Below are 24969 nucleotides of genomic sequence, written 5' to 3'. Positions count from 1 at the left end.
CCAAGCGTGCCCCCCGCGGCCATACTGGGTACGGGGAGAGGCGGACGACCGGGGGCGGCGCACACCATGACGGCAGGTCGGTACGACGGGGGAACACTGCTGCGCGACCGCTACCGGCTGCGGGAGCGGATCGGGCGCGGCGGCATGGGCGAGGTCTGGAAGGCGCTGGACGAGTCGCTGGGCCGGGAGGTCGCGGTCAAGTGCCTGAAACCGACGAGCCCTTCACTGGACCCGTCCGTGCACCGGGTGCTGCGGGAGCGCTTCCGCCGCGAGGCACGGGTCGCGGCGGCGCTCCAGCACCGCGGCGTCACCGTCGTCCACGACTTCGGTGAGAGCGAGGGCGTGCTCTTCCTCGTCATGGAGCTGCTCGACGGCCGCAACCTGCGGCAGTTGCTCGGTGACAACGAGGGCCGTCCGCTGCCCGTCCCCGACGTCACCGACATCGCCGTGCAGATCGCGGCGGCCCTGGCGTACACCCACGCCCGGGGCATCGTGCACCGCGACCTGAAGCCGGCGAACGTCATGCGGCTCGCCGACGGCGACGTGAAGATCTGCGACTTCGGCATCGCCCGCCTCGGCCACGACATCGGCTTCACCTCGCGGCTGACCGGCACCGGGGTCGCCATGGGCACCCCGCACTACATGTCGCCGGAGCAGATCGGCGGCGAGGACGGGATCGACCACCGCAGCGACCTCTACTCGCTCGGCTGCGTCCTCTACGAGATCGCCACCGGCGCGCCGCCCTTCGATCTCGACGACACCTGGGCCGTCCTCGTCGGCCACCGCGACACTCCGCCCCGGCCGCCGCGCGAGCACCGGCCCGACCTGCCCGGGGAACTGGAGCAGCTCGTCCTCGACCTGCTCGCCAAGAACCCGGAGGACCGCCCGCAGAGCGCCGCCGACGTGGCCGGACGGCTCAAGACGCTCCGGGACGGCGGGCAGGGCGGGCAGGGCGGCACCCGCCCCGAGCCCGGGCTGCCCTCCTGGGCGCGCCGTCTGGAACTGCGGTCGGGGGCGCCCGGCATGCACGGCACCGCGGCCCTGGCGAGCCGGCACACCACGGCCGTCGGACTCGCCCGGCTGGGCCGCTGGTCCGAGGCCGAACGGTCGCACCGCGCCGTCGCCGAGGAGCGCGAACGGCTGCTCGGGGCCACCCATCCCGACACGCTCACCAGCCGCTACGAACTCGCCCTGTGCCTCAGCCGCGGCGGCCGCCACGCCGAGGCGCTGCGCGCGTACGAGGAGGTGGCCGCGGCCCGGGCGCAGGCCCTGGGCGCGGATCACCCCGCCGTGCTCGCCGCCCGGCAGGAGGCCGCCTATGCCCTCGGACGGCTCGGCCGCCACGAGGAGGCCCGCCAGGGGTACGCCGCGGTGCTCGCCGCCCGCGAGGGGCGGCAGGGCACCGACCATCCCGACACCCTGCACTGCCGGCACAACCTCGCCGTCACCCTCGGGCTGCTCGGCCGCACGCAGGAGGCGTACGCGCTGGCGGCGCAGGTCGCGGACTCCCGCACCCGCGTCCTGGGCCCCGCCCACGCCGACACGCTCACCACCCGCTGCGAGGTCGGCCATCTGCTCGGGCTCCTCGACCGCTGGCCGGAGGCCCGCGCCACCTACGCCCACGTCGCCGCGACCCGGGCCGCACTGCTGGGGGCCGACCATCCCGACACCCTGGCCACCCGCCACGAACTGGGCATCTGCCTGGGGCGGATGGGCCTCGGCGCCGAGGCCCACGAGCTCTACACCGACCTCGTCGCCCTCCGCACCCGCCTGTCGGGCCCCGCCCACCCCGACACCCTCCGCGCCCGGCACGGCCTCGGGGTCAGCCTCGGCCGTCTCGGCCGCTGGAGCGACGCCCTCGCCGAGGCCCGCGACGTCGCGGCGGTCCGCACCCGCGCGCTCGGCACGGACCACCCCGACACGCTCGTCAGCCGCCGCGAGATCGCCGTCGCCCTGGGCTGGCTGGGGGACTGGCGCGAGGCCCTGGCTCTCCACGAGGCCGTGGCGGAGGCCCGCGAGCGAACCCTCGGCCCGGAGCACCCCGACACGGTGGCCAGCCACGAGGACCGGGCCCGCTGCCGCGAACAACTGGGCCTGCCCTGCTGACCGGACGATCGGATGACCCGTGCGACTCCGGGGACGGAGGCGGCTGTCCGGGCGCGCGTTCCGTGTCCGTCGGCGGCCGATGAGAAGCCGCCGCGGAGCTCGCCGGGCCTGTCGAGGGCCGCTTCGGCGGTGGTCGCCGCACCGCCGCCGTCGAAGCGGCGTGCCGAGCAGTCGGTCGCGGCTTCCGGCTGCGGGTCCGGAGTCGCGGAGGACGGGTTCTGCCGGGCCTGCCTCCGACGAGCACGCGTAGGCCGTGTTCCCGGCGCCGTGGCCCTGGCGCGCCGAGTACCCGGTTGCGGCGGTCGGCCGCGGGTTCCGGGTTCAGGGGCGGCCGGTGGGAACCCGGCGCGGCGGACGCCGTGGCGCAGTCCGTCGTGCCTGTCGAGGTGGCTTCGGCGGTGGCGGCCGCACCACTTCGGCGGAAGCGCCTGCGGGCCCGCACGGGGCTGCGCTCCTGGCGCGCCCGGAACCCCGCGCGCGAGGTTCCGCGTTCAGGGGCGGCCGGTCAGGCGGGACTGCGCTGCCTTGCGGAAGGCCGCCACGAGGCGGTTGCCGTCGCCGGCGCGGGTCGCCAGGACGACGTGGCTCGGCTCGACGTCTTCGAGGGGGATCGCGGTGAGGTCGGGGCGCAGGCCGCCGCGGACGCCCGCCGAGATGGTCACGGCCTGCCCGGCGGCGACCACCTCGAACTTGTCCTCGACGGCGTCGATGAGGGGGCCGTCCGGCGCCGGGCTGCCGTCGGGGCGGGGGTCGATCCGCCAGAACGCGCTCCACGACGGGTCCGACTGCCGTACCCGGGGCAGGGGTTCGCCGGCGATGTCGTCGAGCGTGACGGACTCCTTGCCCGCGAGGCGGTGGTCCAGTGGCACCACCAGCACCCGGGGTTCGTCGTACAGCACGGTCACGTGCAGCCCGCCGGTGGGGAACGGCAGCCGCGTGACGAGCGCGTCCACCCGGTGGTCCAGCAGTGCCGCGCTCGCCTCGTTCCAGGGCACGTGCTGGGTGCGCACGTCGGCGTCGGGATGACGGTGGCGCAGTTCCCGCACCGCGGGGGTGACGATGAGGCCCGCGGTGTAGCCCACGGTGATCCGGCTGGGCCGGGCGGCGGCGCGGGTCTCGGCCGCGGCACTCGCGGCGGAGCGCAGCAGCGCCCTGGCGCGGGGCAGGAAGACCTCCCCGGCCTCGGTGAGGACGGTGCCCCGCGGGGTGCGGTCCAGCAGGCGCGCGCCCAGTTGCTGCTCGAGGCGGCGGACCTGCCGGCTCAGGGACGGCTGCGTGACGTGCAGCGCCTCGGCGGCCCGGCCGAAGTGCCGGTGCTCGGCGACGGCCGTGAAGTAGCGCACGAGCCGCAGGTCGAGATCCGGCGGCGCGGAGGAGGACTCGGACATGACGCCCAGCCTAGTCCGTCCCGTCCCCTTCCACCTGGGGTGATGCCCGGAACGCATTGCGCCGTGCAGAACGGGCCTTGGACCGCGGGTGGTCCCGGCCCGCACGATGGAGACCGCCCCGGACCGCGCCGCCGGCACCGCGCGAGGGGCGGCACCACACCACCTCATCGAAGGATCGCAGCATGCGTGTATTCGTCACCGGCGCCACCGGGCACATCGGGACCGCCGTCGTCGCCGAACTCCTCGGGGCCGGGCACGAGGTCGTCGGCCTCGCCCGCTCGGACCGTTCCGCCGCCGCCCTGACGACCGTGGGGGCCGGGGTCCACCGCGGCAGCCTGGAGGACCTCGACGGCCTGCGCCGCGGCGCCACGGAGGCCGACGGCGTCATCCACCTGGCCTTCGGCCACGACTTCTCCGACTACGCGGGCGCAGTCGCCACCGACCTGCGGGCCGTCGAGGCGATGGGGGACGCGCTCGAGGGCTCGGGACGCCCCTTCGTGATCACCTCCGGCACGCTGATGCTCGCCTCCGCCGTCGCGGGCCGCCCCGGGACGGAGGACGAGGCGGCGCCCCCGGCATCTCCCCGTGGCGAGGCGGAGAACGCGGCCGTCGCGCTCGCCGCGCGCGGGGTCCGGTCGTCGGTCGTCCGCCTCGCCCCGTCCGTGCACGGCCCGTCCGACCGGCACGGCTTCGTCCCGCGGCTGATCGGCATGGCGCGCGACAAGGGCGTCTCGGCGTACGTGGGGGACGGCGCCACCCGTTGGCCCGCTGTCCACACCCTGGACGCGGCGCGCCTGTTCCGCCTGGCCCTGGAAGCGGCGCCGGCCGGCTCGCGGCTGCACGGGGCCGGTGACGAGGGCATCCCGTTCCGGGAGATCGCCGAGGCGATCGGGCGCGGCCTGGACGTCCCGGTGAAGAGCGTGCCGCGCGAGGCGGCGGAGGAGCACCTCGGCTTCCTGTCCAGCTTCGTGACGCTGGACAACCCGACGTCGAACGCGCGCACCAGGGAGCTCCTGGGGTGGCGCCCGGAGCACCCCGCGCTGCTCCAGGACCTGGCGGAGGGCCACTACTTCGACCGGTCCGACGCCTGATCCGCGACGGCGGACGGCGGATAGCCTGCGGCCATGACCGGGCAGTCGTACGACGCTTCGCGCATCACCGTCCTGGACTTCGACGCGGGGGTGCGCGCCTGGCCGGGGAGGTACTTCCGGTTCGGGCAGGGCGATCCGCGGCTGCCGACCGCCGTGCTGTCCGCCGTCGCCGGGCACGTCATGCACCCGGCGGCCGCGGTCGCCCCGTCGCATTCGCTGAGCGGGCTCGTCGAGATCACCGCTGAGCTCTCCTTCACGGTGACCCTCGACGAGCCGCACTCCTGGGAAGGGCAGGAGGCTCCCGCCCCCGGGTACTTCGGCTCGCTGCTCGGCCCCGCGTGGCTCCTGCCGGCCGCCGCCGCGGCGCTGAGCACGCGCACGGTGGTGGAGATGTGGTGCGGCGGCCGCGGTTTCCGGCAGGAGTCGACGGGGCTCAGGCCCGTCTCGGCGCCGCTCGAGCGGGCGGCGCCAGCAGGGTGCGGGAGCCGGTGGGAATTCGCCCTGGACGGCGGGTACTTCGGGCCGGGCGCCGCCCTCTCCCCGGAGCCGGGACAACTCGATCCGTGCGAGCCCGCCTGTGCGGGGCCCGCGGGGCCCGCGGGGCCCGCGGGGCCCGGCCGGGTGGTCGTCCGGGACCTGCGCGACGGCGGGTGGGGAGAGGTGTGCTTCCCTAAAATCTGACGCTGCATCAGAAAATCTCTTCCCCCGGCCGGTCCGCTCGGGCATCCTGCCCCCATGGAGACGGAGCTGAGCAAGAGGCTGGGCATCGAGCACGCCATCTTCGGCTTCACGCCGTTCCCCGCCGTCGCGGCCGCGATCAGCAGGGCCGGGGGCATGGGAGTCCTCGGGGCGGTGCGCTACACCGCGCCCGACGAGCTGGCCCGGGGCCTGGAGTGGATGGAGGCGCACACCGGCGGCCGGCCGTACGGGCTGGACGTCGTCATGCCGGCCAAGAAGGTCGAAGGCGTCACCGAGGCGGACGTCGAGGCGATGATCCCGGAAGGGCACCGCCAGTACGTCCGGGAGGTGCTGGCCAAGCACGGCGTGCCCGAGCTGGAGCCGGGCGACCCCACCGGCTGGCGCATCACGGGCTGGATGGAGCAGGTGGCCCGCTCGCAGCTCGACGTCGCCTTCGACTTCCCGATCGGCCTGCTCGCCAACGCGCTGGGCTCCCCGCCCGCGGACGTCGTACGGCGCGCCCACGACCGGGGCGTCCCCGTCGCAGCCCTCGCCGGCAGCGCCCGGCACGCCCGGCACCACCAGGAGGCGGGCATCGACATCGTCGTCGCGCAGGGCTACGAGGCCGGCGGCCACACCGGCGAGATCGCCGGCATGGTGCTGGTGCCGGAGGTCGTCGGTGCCGTGGACCCGCTGCCCGTGCTCGCCGCCGGAGGCATCGGCACCGGTGAGCAGGTCGCCGCGGGACTGGCGCTGGGCGCCCAGGGCGTGTGGCTGGGCTCGGTGTGGCTGACCACCACGGAGGCAGAACTCCCCTCCTCCGCCCTGGTCCGCAAGCTCCTCGCGGCCGGCTCGGGGGACACCGTCCGCTCGCGCGCCCTGACCGGCAAACCGGCCCGCCAGCTGCGCACCGAGTGGACCGACGCCTGGGACGGCCCGGCCGGGCCCGGAGCGCTGCCGATGCCCCTGCAGGGCCTGCTGGTCGCCGACGCGATCACCCGGATCCAGAAGTACGAGGTGGCGCCGCTGCTCGGCACGCCGGTCGGCCAGATCGTGGGACAGATGCGTGAAGTACGCAGCGTCCAGGCGGTCTTCGACGACCTGACCCGCGGCTTCGAGCGGGCCGTCGACCGCATCAACCGCATCGCCGGACGCACCTGAGGAGGCGGCACCCATGACACCGACCACGGCGAACGCCCCCAACGGGTTCTGGGCCCAGGCCGCCGCCGACCCGGAACGGGTCGTGCTCACCTCTCCCGACGGCGACCGGTGGAGCGCCCGGCGGCTGCACGAGGAGTCCAACCGCCTCGTCCACGGACTGCGCGCCGCCGGCCTGCGGACCGGCGACGCCTTCGCGGTCGTGCTGCCGAACGGCGCCGTGTTCCTCACGGCGTACCTCGCCGCCTTCCAGGCCGGGTTCTACCTCGTCCCGGTCAACCACCACCTGGTGGGGCCCGAGATCGCCTGGATCGTCGCCGACTCCGGCGCGAAGGTGCTCGTCGCCCACGAGCGCTTCGGTGACCAGGCACGCGCCGCCGCCGACGAGGCGGGACTGCCCGGGACACGCCGGTACGCCGTCGGCGCCACGGGCATCGACGGCTTCCGCCCGTACGCGGACCTGCAGGCCGGCATGCCCGGCACCCCGCCGAGGGAGCGCACCACCGGCTGGGTCATGAACTACACCTCCGGCACCACCGGCCGCCCCCGCGGCATCCGGCGCGCCCTGTCCGGCAGGCCTCCCGAGGAGACCCACCTCGGCGGCTTCCTCGGCATCTTCGGCATCCGCCCCTTCGACGGGAACGTCCACCTCGTCTGTTCGCCGCTGTACCACACGGCGGTGCTGCAGTTCGCCGGCGCCGCGCTGCACATCGGCCACCCGGTCGTCCTGATGGACAAGTGGACGCCCGAGGAGATGCTGCGGCTGATCGACGTCCACCGCTGCACGCACACCCACATGGTGCCGACGCAGTTCCACCGGCTGCTGGCCCTCCCGGAAGAGGTCAGGAGCCGCCACGACGTCTCCTCGATGCGGCACGCCATCCACGGCGCCGCGCCCTGCCCCGAGCACATCAAGCGGGCCATGCTGGAGTGGTGGGGGCCGTGCGTCGAGGAGTACTACGCGGCCAGCGAGGGCGGCGGCACCTTCGCCTCCGCCGCCGAGTGGCTGAAGAAGCCCGGCACGGTCGGCAGGGCGTGGCCGATCAGCGAGATCGCCGTCCACGACGACGACGGCAACCGGCTGCCGCCCGGTGAACTCGGCACCGTCTACATCAGGATGAACACCCCCGGCTTCCGCTACCACAAGGACGAGGCCAAGACCCGGGCGAGCCGCATCGGCGACTTCTTCACCGTCGGGGACCTGGGCTACCTGGACGAGGACGGCTACCTCTACCTCCGCGACCGCAAGATCGACATGATCATCTCCGGTGGCGTCAACGTCTACCCCGCCGAGATCGAGGCCGCGCTCCTCAGCCACCCCGCGGTCGCCGACGCGGCCGCCTTCGGCATCCCCCACGACGACTGGGGCGAGCAGGTCAAGGCCGTCGTCGAGCCCGCCCCCGGCCACGAGCCCGGGCCGGAGCTGGCCGCCTCCGTCCTGGCCCACTGCGAGGAGCGCCTGGCGGGCTACAAGCGCCCCCGGTCGGTGGACTTCGTCGCCGAGATGCCGCGTGACCCCAACGGCAAGCTCTACAAGCGCCGGCTCCGCGACCCGTACTGGGAGGGCCGCGCACGGCCGCTGTGACCGCCCGGCCGCCCGGCCCCCGGACGGCCGGACGGCCGTGTCCGCCGGGGCGCCGGGCGGGGCGGCGGCGCCTACTGTGGAGGCGAGGGAGGCACATCCGATGACCCGACCCGTCACCGTGGGCCTGGACGGCTCGCCGGAAAGCCACGCCGCCATGCACTGGGCGGCGGGGGAGGCGCTGCGGAGATCGGTGCCGCTGCGCCTGGTGCACGCCGGGGGACACCCGTACGGCGACGCGGTGGTGCGCGAGGCCGCACAGGAGCTCGCCGAGCGCTATCCGGAGCTGCCCGTGACGACGGACGTGGCCGACGGCCCGCCGGCGGAGCTGCTGGTCGCGGAGGCGGGCCGCAGCGAGTTGCTCGCGCTCGGCTCGCAGGGGCTGAGCGGGCTCAGCGGCTTCCTCCTCGGGTCCGTGGGGCAGGCGACGCTGGCCCGCGCCGAGGGCCCCGTCGTGGTCGTCCGCACCGGCCAGGACGAGGGAGCCGGGGACGACCGGCGGCCCGTGGTGCTGGGCTTCAGCCTGCGGCAGGGCGCGGACGACGTGATCGCCTTCGCGGTGGAGCACGCGCGGCGGCGCGGGGTGCAGCTGCGGGTGGTCCACGCGTGGTCGTACCCGCCGACGTACGGATACGTCCCCGCGGCCATGGACCCCACCTGCGGCGCGGAGATCTCGGCGGCGGAGCGGCACGCGGTGCAGGCCGCCCTCGCGCCGTGGCGGGAGAAGGCGCCCGGTGTGGAGATCACGGAGGAGGTCGCCGCGGGCAACGCCGCGCAGCCCCTGGTGGACGCGGCGGCCGGCGCCTCGCTGCTGGTCGTCGGACGGTGCCGGAACCGGCACGGAGGCGCGGGCCCGCACCTGGGCCCCGTGGCGGCCGCGGTGCTGCACCACGCGGCCTGCCCGGTGGCCGTCGTCCCGCACTGACGCCCGCGGGAGCGGGCCTGTTCGCGGTGGGCGGACCGGAACGGGTGACGCCCGGACGAGTGACGTCTCCGGTCGGCGGGTAGCGTCGCCCGGGTGAGCGATCTCCACACCGTGCAGGTGAACGGCATCCGGATGGCCTACCGCAGCTGGGGCGAGGCGGACGCGCCGCCGCTCGTCCTGCTCCACGGACGCGGCTTGGACGGCGCCGACTGGCAGCCGGTCGCGCCCGCGCTGGCCTCGGCCCACCGGGTGTACGCGCCCGACCTGCGCGGCCACGGCGCCAGCGACTGGCCGGGCGAGTACGCCTTCGAGGCCATGCGCGACGACGTCGTGGCCTTCCTGGACACCCTCGGCCCGGAGCGGGTGGTGCTGGCCGGGCACTCGATGGGCGCGGTCGTCGCCTACCTGGTGGCGGCGAAGGTGTCGACCCGGCTGGCGGCCCTCGTCCTGGAGGAGCCCGTGCCGCCGGACCCGGAGGTGCCACCGCGGGCCGTGCCGTCCGGCCCCGAGGGGGACGAGACGTGCGACTGGCGGGTCATCGCGGCCGTCAACCGCTGGCGCAACGCCCCCGACCCGGGCTGGTGGGACCTGCTGGCGACGATCGACTGCCCCACCCTGGTCCTCGCCGGCGGGGCGGCCAGCCACGTCCCCCAGGACGGCATCGCGGCCGTCGCGGCCCGGGTGCCGGGGGCGCGGCTGGTGACGGTGGAGGCGGGGCACCTGGTCCACCAGGAGCGCCCGGCGGACTTCCTCGCCGAGGTCAGGGGGCTCCTTCCGGCGCCCCGCCCTTGACCGGCAGCCCGGCCCGCAGCCACGCCTGGAAACCGCCCTCGAGGTCGGTGGCCCGGGTCAGGCCGACGTCCAGCAGCGAGGCCGCCGCCAGGCTGGAGGTGTAGCCCTCGGAGCACGCCACGATCCAGCGCACGTCGGGGCCGGTGGCCTCGGGGACGCGGGCGTCGCTCAGCGGGTCCAGCCGCCATTCGAGGACGTTGCGCTCGATCACCAGGGCGTCCGGGAACTCACCCTCCAGGGCCCGCTGCGCGGCCGGGCGGATGTCGACCAGCAGTGCCTCACCCGCGGCGATCTCGGCCGCCGCGTCGTCGGGCCCGACCCGGTCCAGCCGGGCCCGGGCGCGGTCGAGCATCCGGTCGATGCCGGACCTGACGGTGGCGGACGGGTTCATCGGGCGGCCTCCGGAGCGGTCGTGGACGCGGACGCGGTCACGGCCAGGGCGCGTGACAGGGGGACGGCGCGGGGCACCGCGGAGGGCTCCGGCTCGTCCGTCAGCACGGTACGCGTGCGCCGCAGCGAGCGCGCGGCGTCGACCGCGTAGTACGACATCGCCGTCAGGGGCGGCGAGTAGGCGTGCACGCTCACCGCGGGCGCGGCGGAGACGTTGACGACGTCGTGGACGTGCCCGAGCGGGAAGGCCGCGCTGCCGCCCGCGGCGAGTTCGCGGGTCGCGATGCTGCCGTGGCCCCGCTCGTCGTGGAGCCAGCGGTGCTCGGTGAGCGTGCCGCCGACGACGGTCAGGGCACCGAGCGAGCCCGCGTGGTCGTGCAGTTCGGTGGACGTGTCGCACGGCCACGTGATCAGCCAGACGTCCACGTAGGGGTCCTGGTGCAGCCGGGTGTACCAGCGGCGGTCGGGCAGGTGGACGGGCAGGTGCACACCGGCCTCGACGGCGGCGGCGTAGCCGCGGACGAGCGCGCGCAGTTGGGGGAGGACGAGCGGGGTGGGACCGCTCGCCCGGTGGTGCAGGGCCATGGGAAGGGCTCCAGAGCGGGAACACGACGTGCCCCGCCTGGGCGGGGGGGGGGGCAGGTCATGGGGTGGTCGGGGCTACGGAGGTCAGCCCCGGCGACAGCTCTGGTCGAAGTGGTGCGCACGGCGTCCCGGCCACAGGGGGCCGAGGTTCCAGATGTTCGTGCGCATGGACCCATGCAAACACACGGACCGCCGGTCTGTCCCCTCCGGAGTCGGGTACGTCACACAGGTGACACATGGGCCGCGACGGCCCGCGCGCACTCCATGGACTCCATGCGTGTCGTGTCCACTTCGATGTCGTAGACGACTCCCCGGTGGACCGCCTCCGCCTGCGCCGCCGCCATGCCCGGTACCCGGTCGCCCCGGGCGATCTCCCGGCCCGCCGCCACCTCGGGGGCGCAGCGCACGCCGACCCACAGCACCTCCAGGCCGTCCAGGGCCCGCCGCCAGCGGTCCTGCGAGGCGGGGCCGCCGAGGAACACCTCGTCGACGACGACCCGGGCACCGGCCCGCGCCATGGCAGCGATACCGGCCGTCCAGGCCTCGTCCAGGGCCCGGAAGGCGGCGCCGACCGACACGCTCCCGTCGGCACCGAAGCCGATGCCCGCCCCGGCCCCGGAGCCCCGCAGCCCGGCGGGCAGGCCGTCGACGAGCGTGTCGGAGCCGAACGTCAGCCACGGGTCCGGCAGGAGCACCGCCTGCAGGCAGCGCGCGATGCCCGACTTGCCGGAGCTGGAGCCGCCGTTGAGCACGATCACCTGGTGGGCCATCGGGCCAGGCTAGGGGCGGTGCCGGAGGGTCCGCGAGTCAATTGACCTCCGGCGAGCGGCGGGCGAAGCGCCGGAGCCTTTGTTCCTCGGCGGGCAGCAGATTGGGGTTGGCGAGGCGCGCGGCGATCGCCTCGGCCATCCTCGGCGCCGGGTCGGCGGGGGCGGCGTGGAGGAATCCGGCGACGAAGACGCGCAGGCCGACGTCCCGGACGGGGCCCAGGCCGACGCCGCGCAGGATGGCGACGGTCAGCGCGGTGTCGGCGGCGGGGTCGCCCGCCGCGGCGTTGCTCCAGTCGATCAGCACCGGTCCCTCCGGGGTGAGGATCACGTTCTCCGGGTGCAGGTCCAGGTGGAGGACGCGGTCCCGGGCGGGATCCCCGGAGGTGAAGCGGCGGCCGAGCCAGCGGGGCGCCGGGACGGCATGGAGGGACGCCTGCAGCCCGGCCAGCAACCGTCCGTGGGCGTACGCCCGCCAGGGCCTGCGGGCCAGGTCCCGGGCCATGGTGGGGCCCGTCAGGCGGTCCATGACGAGGTCGGTGCCGTCCGCGTCGTGCACCCGGGGCACCGCGAACCCCACGCCGGCGAGGTGGGCCATCAGGCGGGCCTCCTCGTGGGCCGAACCGCCGTGCCGGTAGCGGCGCAGGACCCGCGTGCCGTCCAGGGCGTAGACGTCGGCGTCGCGGCCCGCGCCGATCAGCTCCACAGGGCCTTCGCCAGCTCCCCCGCCGGGGCCACGGTCCCGAAGCGCGGGAGGGCCAGCGTCACGGCGGCCTCGTGCTCCGCCGCGCTCAGCGCGGTCATCGCGTCCTCGGCGAAGTGGAGTGCGTACCCGTGGTCGGCCGCCGCGCGGGCCGTGGACTCGACGCCCATGTTCGTCGCGATGCCGGCGATCACGAGCGTGCCGACGCCGCGCTCCCGCAACTCCTCGTCCAGGCCGGTCCCGTGGAAGGCGCCCACGGTCCGCTTGACGATCACGAGGTCGCCCTCCCGCTCCAGCCCTTCGACGAGCTCGCTCCCCGGCGGCTGCTCGTCGACCCCGGGGCGCTCCACGCGCACCAGGACGACCGGCGCCCCCGCCTCCCGGAAGGCCGTCGCGAGTCCCAGCGACGCCAGCACGACCTCCTCGCCGGACCGCGGAGCCAACGGCAGCTCCACGATGCGTTCCATCAGGTCGATCAGGACAAGTGCGGTGCGTTGGGGCTCGAGACGCGTCATGGGCACACCTTAAGTACCCCCGCCGCGCGTGCGCAGGGGCTCGCGGCCATCGGGTGCCCCCGCGCTCGGCTCACCTCGGTGTTCAGCCGCAGGCAGCTCCCTGCGCGGCCGTCTCGCGGGCCCACCGGTAGTCGGCCTTGCCGCTGGGGGAGCGCTGGATGAGGGGGGTGATGACGAGGCTGCGCGGCACCTTGTAGCCGGCGAGACGGGCCCGGCAGTGGGTCTGGATCTCCTCCAGGGAGGGCGCCGGGGCGCCTTCGCGCAGCTGGACGACGGCCGAGACGTGGTGGCCCCACTTCGGGTCGGGGACACCGGCCACCAGGGCGTCGTACACGTCGGGGTGGGCCTTCAGCGCCTCCTCGACCTCCTCCGGGTAGACCTTCTCGCCGCCGGTGTTGATGCACTGCGAGCCGCGTCCGAGCACGGTGACGATGCCCTCGTCGTCGACGGTGGCCATGTCGCCGAGCAGCACCCAGCGCTCGCCGTCGCGCTCGAAGAAGGTCTGGGCGGTCTTGCCGGGGTCGTTGTAGTAGCCGAGCGGCACGTGGCCGCGCAGCGCGATGCGCCCCGGTTCACCTGGGGCCACGGGCCCCAGGGAGGCGGGGTCGACGACGGCGATGTGCGTGCTGACGCGCAGCCGGAAGCCCCTGCGCGGACCGGCGTCGTCCGTGGCGGTGCCGTTGAAGCCGGACTCGGACGAGCCGAAGTTGTTGAGGATCATGCAGTTCGGGGCGAGCGCCTGGAACTGCGCGCGCACGGTCTCGGAGAGGATCGCGCCGGAACTGGAGAGGCTGAACAGCGAGGAGACGTCGGTGTCCTTGAGCGGTCCGGCCAGGGCGTCGGCGAGGGGACGCAGCATGGCGTCGCCGACCAGCGAGACGCTGGTGACCTTCTCGCGCTCGATCGTGCGCAGCACCTCCACGGGTGCGTACTTGCTGTGGACGACGACCTTCTGGCCGTAGTGGAAGCCGATGAAGGCGGTCAGCGTGGAGGTGCCGTGCATGAGCGGCGCGGTGGGGAAGAAGACCAGGCCCTCACCGCCGGCCGCGACCCGTTCGGCGAGTTCCTCGGGGCGGGAGACGGGGACGCCGGTGGGGGCGCCGCCGCCCATGCCGGAGAAGAAGAGGTCCTCGTGGCGCCACATGACGCCCTTGGGCATGCCGGTCGTGCCGCCGGTGTAGATGATGAAGCGGTCGTCGGCGGAGCGGGCGGGGAAGTCGCGGGCGGGCGATCCGGAGGCCTCGGCGTCGGCGAAGCCGACCGGTGCGACGGCGGGTTCGGGCGCGTCCGGTGGCGCGTCGCCGACCCGTACCAGGTGGCGCAGCCGTTCGGTACGGGGCAGGGCCGCCGCGACGCGGCCGGTGAACCCGGCGTCGAAGACGAGCGCCGTGAGGTCGGCGTCGCGGTAGAGGTAGACGAGCTCGTCCGCCACGTAGCGGTAGTTGACGTTGACCGGGACGGCGCGGATCTTCATGCAGGCCAGCGCCGTCTGCAGGTACTCGACGCCGTTGAGGAGGTGCAGGCCCACGTGTTCGCCGGGGGCGACGCCGTGGTCCGCCAGGTGGTGCGCCAGGCGGTTGGCCGCCGCGTCGAGCTGCGCGTAGGTGAGCCGGCGCTCGGCCCCCGTGCCGGGGTGGTCGAGATGCACCAGTGCCTCGCGGCCGGGCACGGTGTCGGCGACCGACTCGAAGAGGTCGGCAAGGTTGTACTCCACGGCTCCTCCTCACCGGGGCCGGGGGACCGGGTGCGCGTCCGGCTCCCAGCCGGTCATCAGAGCACCCCGCAGGGGGGCTGTGAAGGGGTCCCGCGGCAAGAATCTGACTGACAGTCAGAAAAGTATTGAACTCGACCTGCACCTACTGCAACCTGTTCTAGGTCCGGTACCAGAGGCGGGAGGACGCGATGGGCGGCACCGAACACCTCACGGTGGAGCGCGTCGGCGCGACACTCGTACTGACCCTCAACCGGCCGGAGGCGCGCAACGCGCTCTCCCTGCCGATGCTCGTGGGCCTCCACGACGGCTGGCTGGAGGCCGACCAGGACGACGCGATCCGCTCCGTGGTCCTCACCGGCGCCGGCGGAGCCTTCTGCTCCGGCATGGACCTCAAGGCGCTCGCCGCGAACGGAGGCATGGCGGGGCAGCAGTACCGGGAGCGCCTCACCGCCGACCCCGACCTGCACTGGAAGGCGATGCTGCGCCACCACCGCCCCCGCAAGCCGGTGATCGCCGCCGTCGAGGGGCCCTGCGTGGCCGGCGGGACCGAGATCCTCCAGGGCACCGACATCCGCGTCGCGGGCGAGAGCGCGGTCTTCGGCCTGTTCGAGGTGCGCCGCGGCCTCTTCCCCATCGGCGGCTCCACCGTCCGCCTCGCCCGCCAGATACCACGTACGCACGCCCTGGAGATGCTGCTCACCGGCCGCCCCTACACCGCCGCCGAGGCCGAGCGGATCGGGCTGATCGGCCACGTGGTCCCCGACGGCACCGCCCTGGACGAGGCGCTGGAGATCGCCGCACTGGTCAACGCCAACGGCCCGCTGGCCGTCGAGGCCGTCAAGGCCTCGGTCTACGAGACCGCGGAGATGACCGAGGCCGAGGGACTGAGGTCCGAACTGGAGCGCGGCGGGCCAGTCTTCGCCACCGCCGACGCCAAGGAGGGCGCCAGGGCCTTCGGCGAGAAGCGCCCGCCCGTCTACCGCCGCGCCTGACACGGGAGGTCATCACCGCCATGCCCGAACCGCTCACCGCGCCCCTCGTCGTCGAGTTCCCCTTCACCCGCTCCCTCAGCCCGGTGCAGAGCGCCTTCCTCACCGGGTTGCGCGAGCGGACCGTCCTCGGCGTGCGCACCGGGGACGGGCGGGTGCTCGTGCCGCCCGTCGAGTACGACCCGGTCACCGCCGAGGAACTGCGCGACCTCGTCGAGGTCGGCACCACCGGCACGGTCACGACCTGGGCCTGGAACCCGTCGCCGCGGCCGCAGCAGCCGCTGACCACCCCCTTCGCCTGGGTCCTGGTCCGCCTCGACGGCGCCGACACCGCGCTGCTGCACGTCCTGGACGCACCCGGCCCGGAGGCGGTGCGCACCGGCATGCGCGTCCGCGTCCGCTGGGCCGGACGGCGCACCGGCGCCGTCACCGACATCGCGTGCTTCGAACCCGCCGCGGACGACGACGCCGCCGGGGCGGCCGCGGCGACCGCGCACACCGGCGCGTTCGCCGAACCCGTCACCGGCATCACCGTGCCCGCCCGGCTGGAGTACACCTACGCCCCGGGCCGGGCCCAGAGCCGCTACCTCGCCGCCCTCGCCGGGCACCGCACTGTCGGCGAGCGGTGCCCTTCCTGCCGCAAGGTCTACGTCCCGCCCCGGGGCGCGTGCCCCACCTGCGGCGTCGCCACCGACGAACAGGTCGAGGTCGGCCCGCGCGGCACGGTCACCACCTTCTGCATCGTCAACATCAAGGCCAAGGGCGTCGCCATCGAGGTGCCCTACGTCTACGCCCACATCGCCCTCGACGGCGCCGGCCTCGCCCTGCACGGACGCATCGGCGGCATCCCGTACGACCAGGTGCGCATGGGCCTGCGCGTGGAGCCCGTATGGACCGGCGACGGACGCTACCCCGACCACTACCGGCCCACCGGCGAGCCCGACGCCGACTACGACACCTACAAGGAGCTGCTGTGACCACGGCGACCACTGCGCAGGCGCGCCGGGACGTGGCCATCGTGGCCTTCGCCCAGACCCGGCACGTGCGCGACAGCGCGACCCTCTCCGAGGTCGAGATGCTGATGCCGGTGCTGCACGAGGTGCTGGGCCGGGTAGGCCTCACCGCGGGCGAGATCGGCTTCACCTGCTCGGGCTCCTGCGACTACCTGGCGGGGCGTGCCTTTTCCTTCACCATGGCGCTCGACGGGGTCGGGGCCTGGCCGCCGATCTCCGAGTCGCACGTGGAGACCGACGGGGCCTGGGCGCTGTACGAGGCCTGGGTCAAGCTCCTCACCGGCGAGGCCGACACCGCCCTGGTCTACTCCTACGGCAAGTCCTCGCCGGGGCGGCTGCGGGACGTGCTGACCCGCCAGCTCGACCCCTACTACCTGGCACCGCTGTGGCCCGACTCCGTCGCCCTGGCCGCGCTCCAGGCCCAGGCGCTGATCGACGCGGGCGACACGGACGAAGGCGCGCTCGCCGCCGTCGCCGGCCGCAGCCGGACCGCCGCCGGGAGCAATCCGTACGCCCAGGAGTCCGGCGACCGGCCGCAGGGCGAGTACGTGGTGCGGCCGCTGCGCCGGGGCGACTGCCCGCCGGTCGGCGACGGCGCGGCCGCGGTGGTGCTGGCCGCCGGGGACACCGCCCGGCGGCTGTGCGAGCGCCCCGCCTGGATCCGCGGCATGGACCACCGCATCGAGGCCCATGCGCTCGGCGTCCGAGACCTCACCGACTCACCCTCCGCCCGGCTGGCCGCGCAACGCGCCGGGGCCTTCGACGCACCCGTCGACACCGCGGAACTGCACGCCCCCTTCACCTCCCAGGAAGTTGTGCTCCGCAAGGCACTCGGCCTGGGGGACGACGTCACGGTCAACCCCTCGGGCGGCCCGCTCGCCGCGAACCCCGTGATGGCCGCCGGCCTGATCCGGCTCGGCGAGGCCGCCGCCCGCATCCATCGCGGCGAGTCCCGCCGCGCGCTCGCCCACGCCACGTCCGGGCCCTGCCTGCAGCAGAACCTGGTCGCCGTCCTGGAAGGAGAGGACCGATGAGCGCGGTGACCGGCAAGGAACCCGTCGCGGTCGTCGGCGTCGGCCAGACCCACCACACCTCGGCGCGGCGCGACGTGTCCATCGCGGGACTCGTCCGCGAGGCGGCGCAGCGTGCCCTGGTGGACGCGTCGATGACCTGGGCGGACGTGGACGCGGTCGTCATCGGCAAGGCCCCGGACTTCTTCGAGGGCGTGATGATGCCCGAGCTGTACCTCGCCGACGCCCTCGGCGCGGTCGGCAAGCCCATGATGCGGGTGCACACCGCGGGCTCCGTGGGCGGCTCCACCGCGCTCGTCGCGACCAGCCTGGTCGCCGCGCGGGTGCACCGCACCGTCCTGACGCTCGCCTTCGAGAAGCAGTCCGAGTCCAACGCGATGTGGGGGCTGTCGCTGCCCGTCCCCTTCCAGCAGCCCCTGCTGGCCGGGGCGGGCGGGTTCTTCGCGCCGCACGTGCGCGCCTACATGCGGCGCACCGGCGCGCCCGACACCGTCGGCGTCCTCGTCGCGTACAAGGACCGGCGCAACGCGCTGAGGAACCCGTACGCCCATCTGCACGAACAGGACATCACCCTGGAGAAGGTGCGTTCCTCGCCCATGCTCTGGGACCCGATCCGCTACTCCGAGACGTGCCCGTCCTCCGACGGCGCCTGCGCGATGGTGCTCACCGACGGGGCCGGCGGGCGCCGCGCCCCCGGACCGGTGGCGTGGGTGCACGGCGGGGCGATGCGCAGCGAGCCCACGATGTTCGCGGGCAAGGACTTCGTCAGCCCCCGGGCCGGACGCGACTGCGCGGCCGACGTCTACCGGCAGGCGGGCATCACCGATCCGCGGCGGCAGATCGACGCCGTGGAGATGTACGTGCCCTTCTCCTGGTACGAGCCGATGTGGCTGGAGAACCTCGGCTTCGCCCAGGAGGGCGAGGGCTGGAAGCTGACCGAGTCGGGGGTGACGGAGCTCGACGGCGACCTGCCCGTCAACCCTTCGGGTGGTGTGCTGTCCACCAACCCGATCGGTGCCTCGGGGATGATCCGCTTCGCCGAGGCGGCCCTCCAGGTGCGCGGCACGGCGGGCGGCCACCAGGTGGACGGCGCACGCCTGGCGCTGGGTCACGCGTACGGCGGGGGTTCGCAGTTCTTCGCCATGTGGGTGGTCGGATCCGGGCACCCCGGAGAGTGAAGCGGGCATGAACCGGTACCGGGTCCGGGCAGGTTCTTCCATGACCTGTCCGGGCCCCGGCACGGTCGCTAGGCTGGCCCGGACGACGGAGTCGGGAGGAGAGCGGACGTGGCCGAGAGCACGATCGGATCGCCGTTGGCCAACGGGAAGAAGCCGCAGCTTGATCTGGCCAACGCAACATGGCAGTCGAGCAGCCAGGGCACAGGAGACGTCCAGATCGCCTTCGTCGAGGGCTACATCGCCATGAGGGACGGCCGGAGCCCCGAGGGGCCCTCGCTGATCTTCACCCCGGCGGAATGGCGGGCCTTCGTCCTCGGGGCCCGCGACGGCGAGTTCGACCTCACCTGACGGAAGCTCACGGGCGCGCCGGGCAGCCCGCCCCGTCCACGACGACGGGCTGCCGGCGCACCCGGCCGGGCGCGCCCCGGAGGCCTTGGTGCCCCCGGTTCCCGCGCCCGCGGCGTCCCCGGGGAATGCACCTGACAGGCCGTCGTACCGCTGCCGTTCCGGCATGTGCCGGGGGCATCACGGTGATGCGTTCCCGCACGTGGGCGCACCTGATCGAGCACGGTCGATCATTCCGCGGACGATTGTGAACAGCCGTCACCACTTCACATTTATGTACTCACGCAGGGTCCCTGGTGGCGTACGCTGAGGTGCCACCGGACAGGCGTCCGAGCATCACCGGCGCGCCCCGGCGCGCGCCGGATCAGGGGCAGGGGGTGCACTATGGCGCGGCGCACACCGAAGTCCCGGCGACCGCTCCTCGAACGCGAGGCCGAGCTCGTGGCCGTCGACGAGGCGCTGGCCGAACTCACGGGCATACGGGCCGAGGGGGACCACCCCCGCGCCGGCACACGGCGCGGCGGCGTGCTCGCCTTCGCGGCCCCCGCGGGCCTCGGCAAGACGACCCTGCTCGCGGAGACCCGGCGCCGGGCCTCCGCCCTCGGCTGCACCGTCCTGTACGCCCGCGGCGGCGACCAGGAACAGGGCGTCGCCTTCCACGTCGCACGCCAGCTGCTCCAGCCCCAGCTCGCCGGAGCCGGTGACGGGGTGCTCCGCACCACCCTCGGCAGCTGGTACGGCATCGTCGGCCCCGCCCTGGGGCTGTGCACCGACGGCGAGGGCGCGCCCCCGGACCCGCAGGGCCTCGCGGACGGACTCGACTGGGTCCTCACCCACATCGCCGTCCGGCGTGCCCCCGTGGTCCTCGTGCTCGACGACGCCCACTGGGCCGACCCCGAGTCCCTGGGCTGGCTGGCCGCCTTCGCACCGCGCGCCGAGGAACTCCCCATGCTCGTCGTCGTGGCCTACCGCCCCGACGAACTCCCCGCCCACGCCGAGGCGTTCCGCGGCCTCCCCGACCGCTCCGGCACCCGCCCGCTCGGTCTGGAACCGCTCAGCGCCGCCGCCATCGGCCGGCTCATCCGCGACGCCGTGGGCGACCACGCCGACGACGCGTTCTGCCGCGAGGCCTGGGCCGTCACCGCCGGCAACCCCTTCGAGGCCGTGGAGCTCACCGCCAAGGTCCTCGACCGGGCGCTGCGCCCCGACGAGTCCAGCGCGCACCTCCTGCGCGACCTCGCCGCCGCCGCCAAGGGCAGCGGACTCATCGCCCGCCTGGAACGCCTGGGCACCTCCACCGTCCGCATGGCGTGGGCCGCGGCCGTCCTCGGCACGTCCATCTCGCCGGCGATCGCCGCGAGCGTGGCGGGCCTGGGCGGCGAGGAGGCCGCCGACGCCGCTGACCGGCTCCGCAAGGCCCGCATCCTCACCGGCAGCGACGTCCTGGAGTTCGTCCACCCCCTCATCGCCACCGCCGTGTACCGGGCCATCCCCGACGCCGTCCGGGTCGCCCTGCACGGCCAGGCCGCCTGGTCCGTCGTGGACGCCGGGCTCGGCCCCTCCGCCGCCGCCCGCCACCTGCTGGAGACCCACCCCGAGGGCGACCCCTGGGTCGTCGGCCAGCTGCGCCAGGCCGCCCGGGACACCGCCCGGGCCGGCGCCCCCGACGCGGCCCGCCGCTACCTGGCGCGGGCCCTGCGCGAGCCGCCCCCGTTCGAGGACCGGGCGGCCGTGCTGTTCGAGCTCGGCTGCTCCTCCCTGCTCACCGAGCCGGCGACCACCGTCAACCACCTGCGCGCCGCGCTCGAGGAGCCCGTCGTCGACCCGGCGCTGCGCGACGCGATCACCTACCGGCTCTCCCAGGCGCTGGCCCACTCCGACCGGCTCGGCGAGGCCGCGGACACCGTCGGACAGGCCGCCCGGACCGCCACCAACGCGCGGGCCCGGCTGCGGATGCAGGAAGAGCAGTTCATGTGGGACGCCTTCCGCTCCGACGAACCCGACTCCCCGGCCCGTTCCCGCCGGCTGGCCCGCCTGGCCGACCGGCTGACCGGACGCGACCTGACCGAGCGCTACATCATCGGCCTGCGCGCCTGGGACGCCACCCTGCGCGGCGAGCCCGCCGAGACCGCGCTGCGGCACTCCGACCGCGCCCTGGACGGCGGACTGCCCTGGGCCAGCGAGGACTTCGGCTTCGAGGTCCCGGTCCTCGTCGCGATGACGTACATGTACGCCGACCGGCCCGGCCGCGCCGAGGAGCTCTTCGCCGCCGGCATCGGCGACTACGAGCGCCAGGGATGGCGCGGCGCCCACCTCGCCTTCGGCTACTCCCTGCTCGGGTACGTGCGTTACCGCCGCGGGCGCCTCGCCGAGGCCGAGGACTTCGCCCGCGACGGCCTGCGGCTCGCCGACCGCGTCGGCCGCGGCACCCCGGTCGTCTGGTACACCGTGGCGATCCTCGTCGAGATCCTGCTCGCCCGGGGCCGGCTGCGCGAGGCCGCGGCCCTCGCCGACGAGTACGACTTCTGCGAGCCCTTCCCGGCGGCCGTCACCTTCCCCGACGCCCAGACCGTCTACGGCGAACTGCTGCTCGCCCGGGGCATGGTCAACGAGGCCATCGCCCAGCTCGAGGCGTGCGGCCGCCGGCTCGACCCCCGGGGCATGCGCAATCCCGCCTGGTCCCCGTGGAAGCTCCACCTCGCGCTCGCCGAGGCCCGGGACACCCCGGAGCGGGCCCGTGCCACCGCAGCCGACGCCGTCGAACGCGCCCGCCAGTACGGCACCGCGTCCTCGATCGGCCAGGCGCTGCGGGTCTGCGCCGAGGTGGCCGCGGAACCCGACCGGCTCAAGCTGCTGCAGGAGGCGGTCACGCACCTGGAGCGCTCACCGGCCGGCTACGAGCTGGCCCGGGCCCTGGTCGACCACGGTGCCGCCCTGCGCCGCGAGGCCCGGCTCCACGAGGCGGCCGAGCAGCTCTACCGGGGTCTGGAGACCGCCGTCCACTGCGGTGCCGACCAACTGGCCGAGCGCGCCCGCGACGAACTCGCCGCCGCCGGACTGCGCCCGCGCAGGCTCCGTACGACGGAGACCGACGCCCTCACCGCCCGGGGTGAGGACGACGAGCAGATCGCCGCAGGTCTGGACACCGACGTGGAGGGCGTCACCCGTCTGCTCTCCGCCGTCTACCGCAAGATCGGCACCGACCGGGCGGGCCTGTCCCGGGCGCTCGCCCCGTAGCGACGCGACCCCGGGCACACGGGCGGCCCGGGGACCGTACGATGGGCGCATGTCGTTCCTCCGCCGCCGCAGCGCCGCAACGCCCACAGGGCCGGAATTCGACGTCCTGGCCATGGACCCGGGCGACTGGCCGGGCGAACTCGGCGCCGGGCTGCTGCCCGGGGAGGACGGCAGTTGCCAGGGCATCTTCCTGCGCTACGACCTCTTCGGCGGGCGCGGTCCCGCCATGCTGATCGGCAACCTCCCCGAGGGCTCGCCCGCCCGCGACCTCGAAGAGGGCCAGATCCCCTTCGAGGTCGCCCAGCTGCTGCTGGCCCTCGGCAACGACGAGCCGGTCGAGGTCGTCGGCACCGAGGACACCCCGGTCATGCACGGTGACAACCTGCTGATCGTGCGCAAGGTGAAGCTCTCCGAGGGGCGCATCGCCTGCACGCAGTTCGATCGCAGCGACGGCGTCCTGGTCACCATCGCGACCTGGGACCGCCCGATCACCGACGACCTCTACCAGTTGCTCAAGCCCCTCCCCGCGGAGATGTTCCAGCAGGGCTGAGCGGGGCCCAGGAGGGCCGCAGGGTCACGTCCTCGGCCTTGACCCAGGCCACCCGGTGGCCGAACTGGATCTCGTAGTAGAGCTGCTCCCCCCGCACCACCACGTGCTGGGAGGCGTCGAAGGTGACCGCCCGGTAGTACTCGCCGTGCGTCGCCTGGCCCACCGCGTAGCTCTGGCCCGCGAGGAGCCGGTACGGCAGCGGGGCCTCCGGCTGCACCGGGACCCCCGCCGGGTAGGCGGACGCCTCCGGGTAGGCGCGCCCGTACACCGGGACCTCGCCGCGGCCCTCCTTCGGGCTGACCAGCAGGCCCGTGGCCGGCAGGGCGGTGCGGTGCCCCCTGGGGTCGTGGAACCAGGCCTTCTGGCCCAGGTACCAGATCGCCGTCCAGTCCCCGCGTCGCTCGGCCACCGCGAACTGCTGGCCGGTCGAGGCACGGGCGCCGGTGTCGTTCACCCCGGTCGTGGAGGGGGCCTCCCCGTGCAGACCGACGTCCTTGACGAGTGGGGCGTCCTCGCGTGGCTCGGTGTACAGCCGGACGGCCGTGGAACCGCGGGACGGGCAGGTGTCACCGGCGCTCGCGCACCCGGTGTAGACGGGCCGGTTGGAGCCGTAGTCCGGGTCGATCGTCACCAGGGCGCTGCCCGGCCCGGCGGTCTGCCGGAAGGGCGCTCCCAGGAGCTGGAAGTAGTGCGCCCAGTCCCAGTACGGGCCGGGGTCGGTGTGCATCCCCGGGATGTTCGCGGGGGTCGGTCCCGGGACGTTGTCGTGGCCCAGGACGTGCTGCCGGTCCAGCGGGATGCCGTAACGCCCGGCCAGGTAGCGGACCAGCCGGGCCGACGCCCGGTACATGGCTTCGGTGTACCAGGCGCCGGGATCGGTGAGGAAGCCCTCGTGCTCGATGCCGACGGACTTGGCGTTGACGTACCAGTTGCCCGCGTGCCAGCCGACGTCCTTGGTCCTCACGTGCTGGTCGACGTGGCCGTCCGCGGAGCGGATCGAGTAGTGCCACGCGAGGTAGTCCGGCTTCTGCACCAGCTGGAGGGTGGTGTCCCAGGTGGCCTCGGTGTCGTGGACGACGATGTAGTCGATCTTCTGGTCGTGCGGGCGGTCGGCGAGGTCGTGGTTGCCGTAGTCGCCCGTGCCGTACTCCTCGTACGGCGCCGGGAGCCATTCGCACGCGATCGTGCGCGGGCACTCCGTCCCGTCCGCGGCAACCGTGCGCAGACCCAGGGAGCGGAGCTGGGCGGTCTCCGGCGCGAGCCCGGGGTGCGCGGCGAGGGTGAGGCTCTCCCCGTCGTCCGTGGTGCGCGTGACTCCCTCACGGATGACCTGGAAGACGTCGTCGGCGAAGACCGACGCCGTGGCGGTGTCGTCGGCGCCCGAGTAGCGCGCCACCGCGCCGTACCAGCGGGCCGGGTCCGAACTCAGCGGTGTGCCCAGCGACTTCTGGGCCCGGGCCAGCAGCGCCGCGCCCCCCTCGACGTTGGCCGCCGGGTCCTCGCGCAGCTCCTCGGCGCTCAGCCCGGTCAGCCCGGCGGCGCGGTCCAGCGTGGTGAGGGTCGAGGGCAGCGCGCGGGTGTCCACGGCGGGCAGCCCCACGTCGGCCAGGGGACGGCCCGCGTCTCCGCGCGGGTCGTCACCGCCATCTCCCCGTCGGGGCTTGTCGGTGAGCGCCGTCCGGGCGTCCGTGAGGTGCATGGGGCCGTATCCGGCGGTGACACTGGGCAGTCCGCGGTGGGTGTCCCAGCGCGACTCCAGGTAGGCCACGCCCATCAGCACGCTCTCCGGGACGTGATGACGTTCCGCGGCGTCCTGGAAGGCCTGCCGGAGAGGTGCGTCCCGCTCCTGCGGGGTCACGCCGGCCGCGGGCAGCGGCGGCAGGGCGGAGAGCAGGGCGCCGACGGCCACGGTGACCGTTGCGGCGGTGACGACCTTGCGCGGGCGTCTCGCGTTGTGGGGGGTTCCTCGCACTGCAGCCTCCTGTGGTGACGCACGGGGCCGTTCGGCACCACAGAGGTATCCGTTGGTCGACGATCCGTCAACTAGGCGCTGTGAAAGCTGTTTACGCATGTCAGCGCCCGTGCGGGGAGCTTTCCCCACACGGGTGCCATGGCCTGCGGTGCGTCAGTGGACTGGACCACCGGCGGTGCCGTCCCGGCCGTGAGGCCGCCCGGGCGGCACCGCGACGGCACCGGAGGACCCTCCCCTGGCCCCGGGTCCGCGACCGCGGT

General features: G+C 74.7%; 22 protein-coding genes. 14 read left to right on the top strand and 8 right to left on the bottom strand.

Features of this window, described 5'->3' with window-relative positions:
• The first annotated feature begins 66 nt into the window (after window positions 1-66).
• Entirely contained in the window at window positions 67-2106 is a 2040-nt protein-coding gene (locus ABZ312_RS21860; protein ID WP_500438535.1) for a serine/threonine-protein kinase, read from the top strand.
• A 491-nt stretch (window positions 2107-2597) separates the two neighbouring features.
• Here ABZ312_RS21860 and ABZ312_RS21855 read toward each other — a convergent pair whose 3' ends face one another.
• Window positions 2598-3494, bottom strand: coding sequence for a LysR family transcriptional regulator (locus ABZ312_RS21855; RefSeq protein ID WP_500438533.1), 897 nt, complete (start codon window positions 3492-3494; stop codon window positions 2598-2600).
• A gap of 182 nt (window positions 3495-3676) precedes the next feature.
• Here ABZ312_RS21855 and ABZ312_RS21850 point away from each other — a divergent pair, with 182 nt between their 5' ends.
• The 6 genes from ABZ312_RS21850 (at window position 3677) to ABZ312_RS21825 (ending at window position 9720) form a co-directional block, all read left to right on the top strand.
• On the top strand, window positions 3677-4585 hold the full coding sequence (locus ABZ312_RS21850) for an SDR family oxidoreductase (RefSeq protein WP_500438531.1): 909 nt from the start codon (window positions 3677-3679) through the stop codon (window positions 4583-4585).
• 33 nt (window positions 4586-4618) lie between these two features.
• Window positions 4619-5266 (top strand): hypothetical protein, encoded by a 648-nt coding sequence (locus ABZ312_RS21845; RefSeq protein ID WP_500438530.1) that lies wholly within the window; start codon window positions 4619-4621, stop codon window positions 5264-5266.
• A gap of 54 nt (window positions 5267-5320) precedes the next feature.
• On the top strand, window positions 5321-6424 hold the full coding sequence (locus tag ABZ312_RS21840) for an NAD(P)H-dependent flavin oxidoreductase (protein ID WP_500324274.1): 1104 nt from the start codon (window positions 5321-5323) through the stop codon (window positions 6422-6424).
• 13 nt (window positions 6425-6437) lie between these two features.
• Window positions 6438-8006 (top strand): acyl-CoA synthetase, encoded by a 1569-nt coding sequence (locus ABZ312_RS21835; RefSeq protein ID WP_500438528.1) that lies wholly within the window; start codon window positions 6438-6440, stop codon window positions 8004-8006.
• A gap of 100 nt (window positions 8007-8106) precedes the next feature.
• A complete protein-coding gene (locus ABZ312_RS21830) occupies window positions 8107-8928 on the top strand; it encodes a universal stress protein (RefSeq protein ID WP_500324272.1) in 822 nt (273 codons plus the stop codon).
• 93 nt (window positions 8929-9021) lie between these two features.
• Complete coding sequence (locus ABZ312_RS21825) at window positions 9022-9720, top strand: alpha/beta fold hydrolase (RefSeq protein ID WP_500324271.1); 699 nt, start codon at window positions 9022-9024, stop codon at window positions 9718-9720.
• Here the strand turns inward: ABZ312_RS21825 and ABZ312_RS21820 are convergent.
• From ABZ312_RS21820 to ABZ312_RS21795, 6 genes are all read right to left on the bottom strand, one after another.
• Window positions 9689-10111, bottom strand: coding sequence for a rhodanese-like domain-containing protein (locus ABZ312_RS21820; RefSeq protein ID WP_500324270.1), 423 nt, complete (start codon window positions 10109-10111; stop codon window positions 9689-9691). The genes ABZ312_RS21825 and ABZ312_RS21820 overlap by 32 nt on opposite strands.
• Complete coding sequence (locus tag ABZ312_RS21815; RefSeq protein WP_500438526.1) at window positions 10108-10695, bottom strand: cysteine dioxygenase; 588 nt, start codon at window positions 10693-10695, stop codon at window positions 10108-10110. The genes ABZ312_RS21820 and ABZ312_RS21815 overlap by 4 nt, the downstream gene beginning before the upstream one ends.
• 221 nt (window positions 10696-10916) lie before the next feature.
• Window positions 10917-11465 carry a chloramphenicol phosphotransferase CPT gene (cpt, locus tag ABZ312_RS21810; RefSeq protein ID WP_500357407.1) on the bottom strand — a complete coding sequence of 183 codons (549 nt, stop codon included), beginning with the start codon at window positions 11463-11465 and terminating at the stop codon, window positions 10917-10919.
• A gap of 37 nt (window positions 11466-11502) precedes the next feature.
• Window positions 11503-12168 carry a phosphotransferase gene (locus tag ABZ312_RS21805; RefSeq protein ID WP_500324267.1) on the bottom strand — a complete coding sequence of 222 codons (666 nt, stop codon included), beginning with the start codon at window positions 12166-12168 and terminating at the stop codon, window positions 11503-11505.
• On the bottom strand, window positions 12159-12680 hold the full coding sequence (locus ABZ312_RS21800; RefSeq protein WP_500324266.1) for an isochorismatase family protein: 522 nt from the start codon (window positions 12678-12680) through the stop codon (window positions 12159-12161). The genes ABZ312_RS21805 and ABZ312_RS21800 overlap by 10 nt, the downstream gene beginning before the upstream one ends.
• An 82-nt stretch (window positions 12681-12762) precedes the next feature.
• A complete protein-coding gene (locus ABZ312_RS21795; RefSeq protein WP_500324265.1) occupies window positions 12763-14394 on the bottom strand; it encodes an acyl-CoA synthetase in 1632 nt (543 codons plus the stop codon).
• Between the two features lie 188 nt (window positions 14395-14582).
• Here ABZ312_RS21795 and ABZ312_RS21790 point away from each other — a divergent pair, with 188 nt between their 5' ends.
• The 7 genes from ABZ312_RS21790 to ABZ312_RS21760 all read left to right on the top strand — a co-directional run bounded on the left by ABZ312_RS21790 (window position 14583) and on the right by ABZ312_RS21760 (window position 22737).
• Window positions 14583-15386: a crotonase/enoyl-CoA hydratase family protein gene (locus tag ABZ312_RS21790; protein ID WP_500324264.1), complete on the top strand. Its 804-nt coding sequence runs from the start codon at window positions 14583-14585 to the stop codon at window positions 15384-15386.
• A 20-nt stretch (window positions 15387-15406) separates the two neighbouring features.
• On the top strand, window positions 15407-16360 hold the full coding sequence (locus ABZ312_RS21785; protein WP_500324263.1) for an OB-fold nucleic acid binding domain-containing protein: 954 nt from the start codon (window positions 15407-15409) through the stop codon (window positions 16358-16360).
• A complete protein-coding gene (locus tag ABZ312_RS21780) occupies window positions 16357-17430 on the top strand; it encodes a thiolase family protein (protein ID WP_500324262.1) in 1074 nt (357 codons plus the stop codon). The genes ABZ312_RS21785 and ABZ312_RS21780 overlap by 4 nt, the downstream gene beginning before the upstream one ends.
• On the top strand, window positions 17427-18605 hold the full coding sequence (locus tag ABZ312_RS21775) for a thiolase family protein (RefSeq protein ID WP_500324261.1): 1179 nt from the start codon (window positions 17427-17429) through the stop codon (window positions 18603-18605). Before ABZ312_RS21780 ends, ABZ312_RS21775 begins: the two co-directional genes overlap by 4 nt.
• Before the next feature lie 108 nt (window positions 18606-18713).
• Window positions 18714-18953, top strand: coding sequence for a DUF397 domain-containing protein (locus ABZ312_RS21770; RefSeq protein ID WP_018561140.1), 240 nt, complete (start codon window positions 18714-18716; stop codon window positions 18951-18953).
• Window positions 18954-19334: 381 nt separating this feature from the next.
• Window positions 19335-22187 carry an ATP-binding protein gene (locus ABZ312_RS21765; protein WP_500438525.1) on the top strand — a complete coding sequence of 951 codons (2853 nt, stop codon included), beginning with the start codon at window positions 19335-19337 and terminating at the stop codon, window positions 22185-22187.
• A 49-nt stretch (window positions 22188-22236) separates the two neighbouring features.
• Window positions 22237-22737 (top strand): hypothetical protein, encoded by a 501-nt coding sequence (locus ABZ312_RS21760; RefSeq protein ID WP_361791587.1) that lies wholly within the window; start codon window positions 22237-22239, stop codon window positions 22735-22737.
• On the opposite strand, the gene ABZ312_RS21755 is transcribed toward ABZ312_RS21760, so the two are convergent.
• Complete coding sequence (locus tag ABZ312_RS21755) at window positions 22700-24709, bottom strand: N-acetylmuramoyl-L-alanine amidase (protein WP_500357403.1); 2010 nt, start codon at window positions 24707-24709, stop codon at window positions 22700-22702. The genes ABZ312_RS21760 and ABZ312_RS21755 overlap by 38 nt on opposite strands.
• Window positions 24710-24969 lie beyond the last annotated feature (260 nt).

The sequence above is a fragment of the Streptomyces sp. NPDC006207 genome (assembly GCF_040613835.1).
Taxonomy (GTDB): domain Bacteria; phylum Actinomycetota; class Actinomycetes; order Streptomycetales; family Streptomycetaceae; genus Actinacidiphila.
The sequence above is the reverse complement of the archived record's forward strand: the minus strand, read 5'-3'. Positions and strand labels throughout refer to the sequence as shown.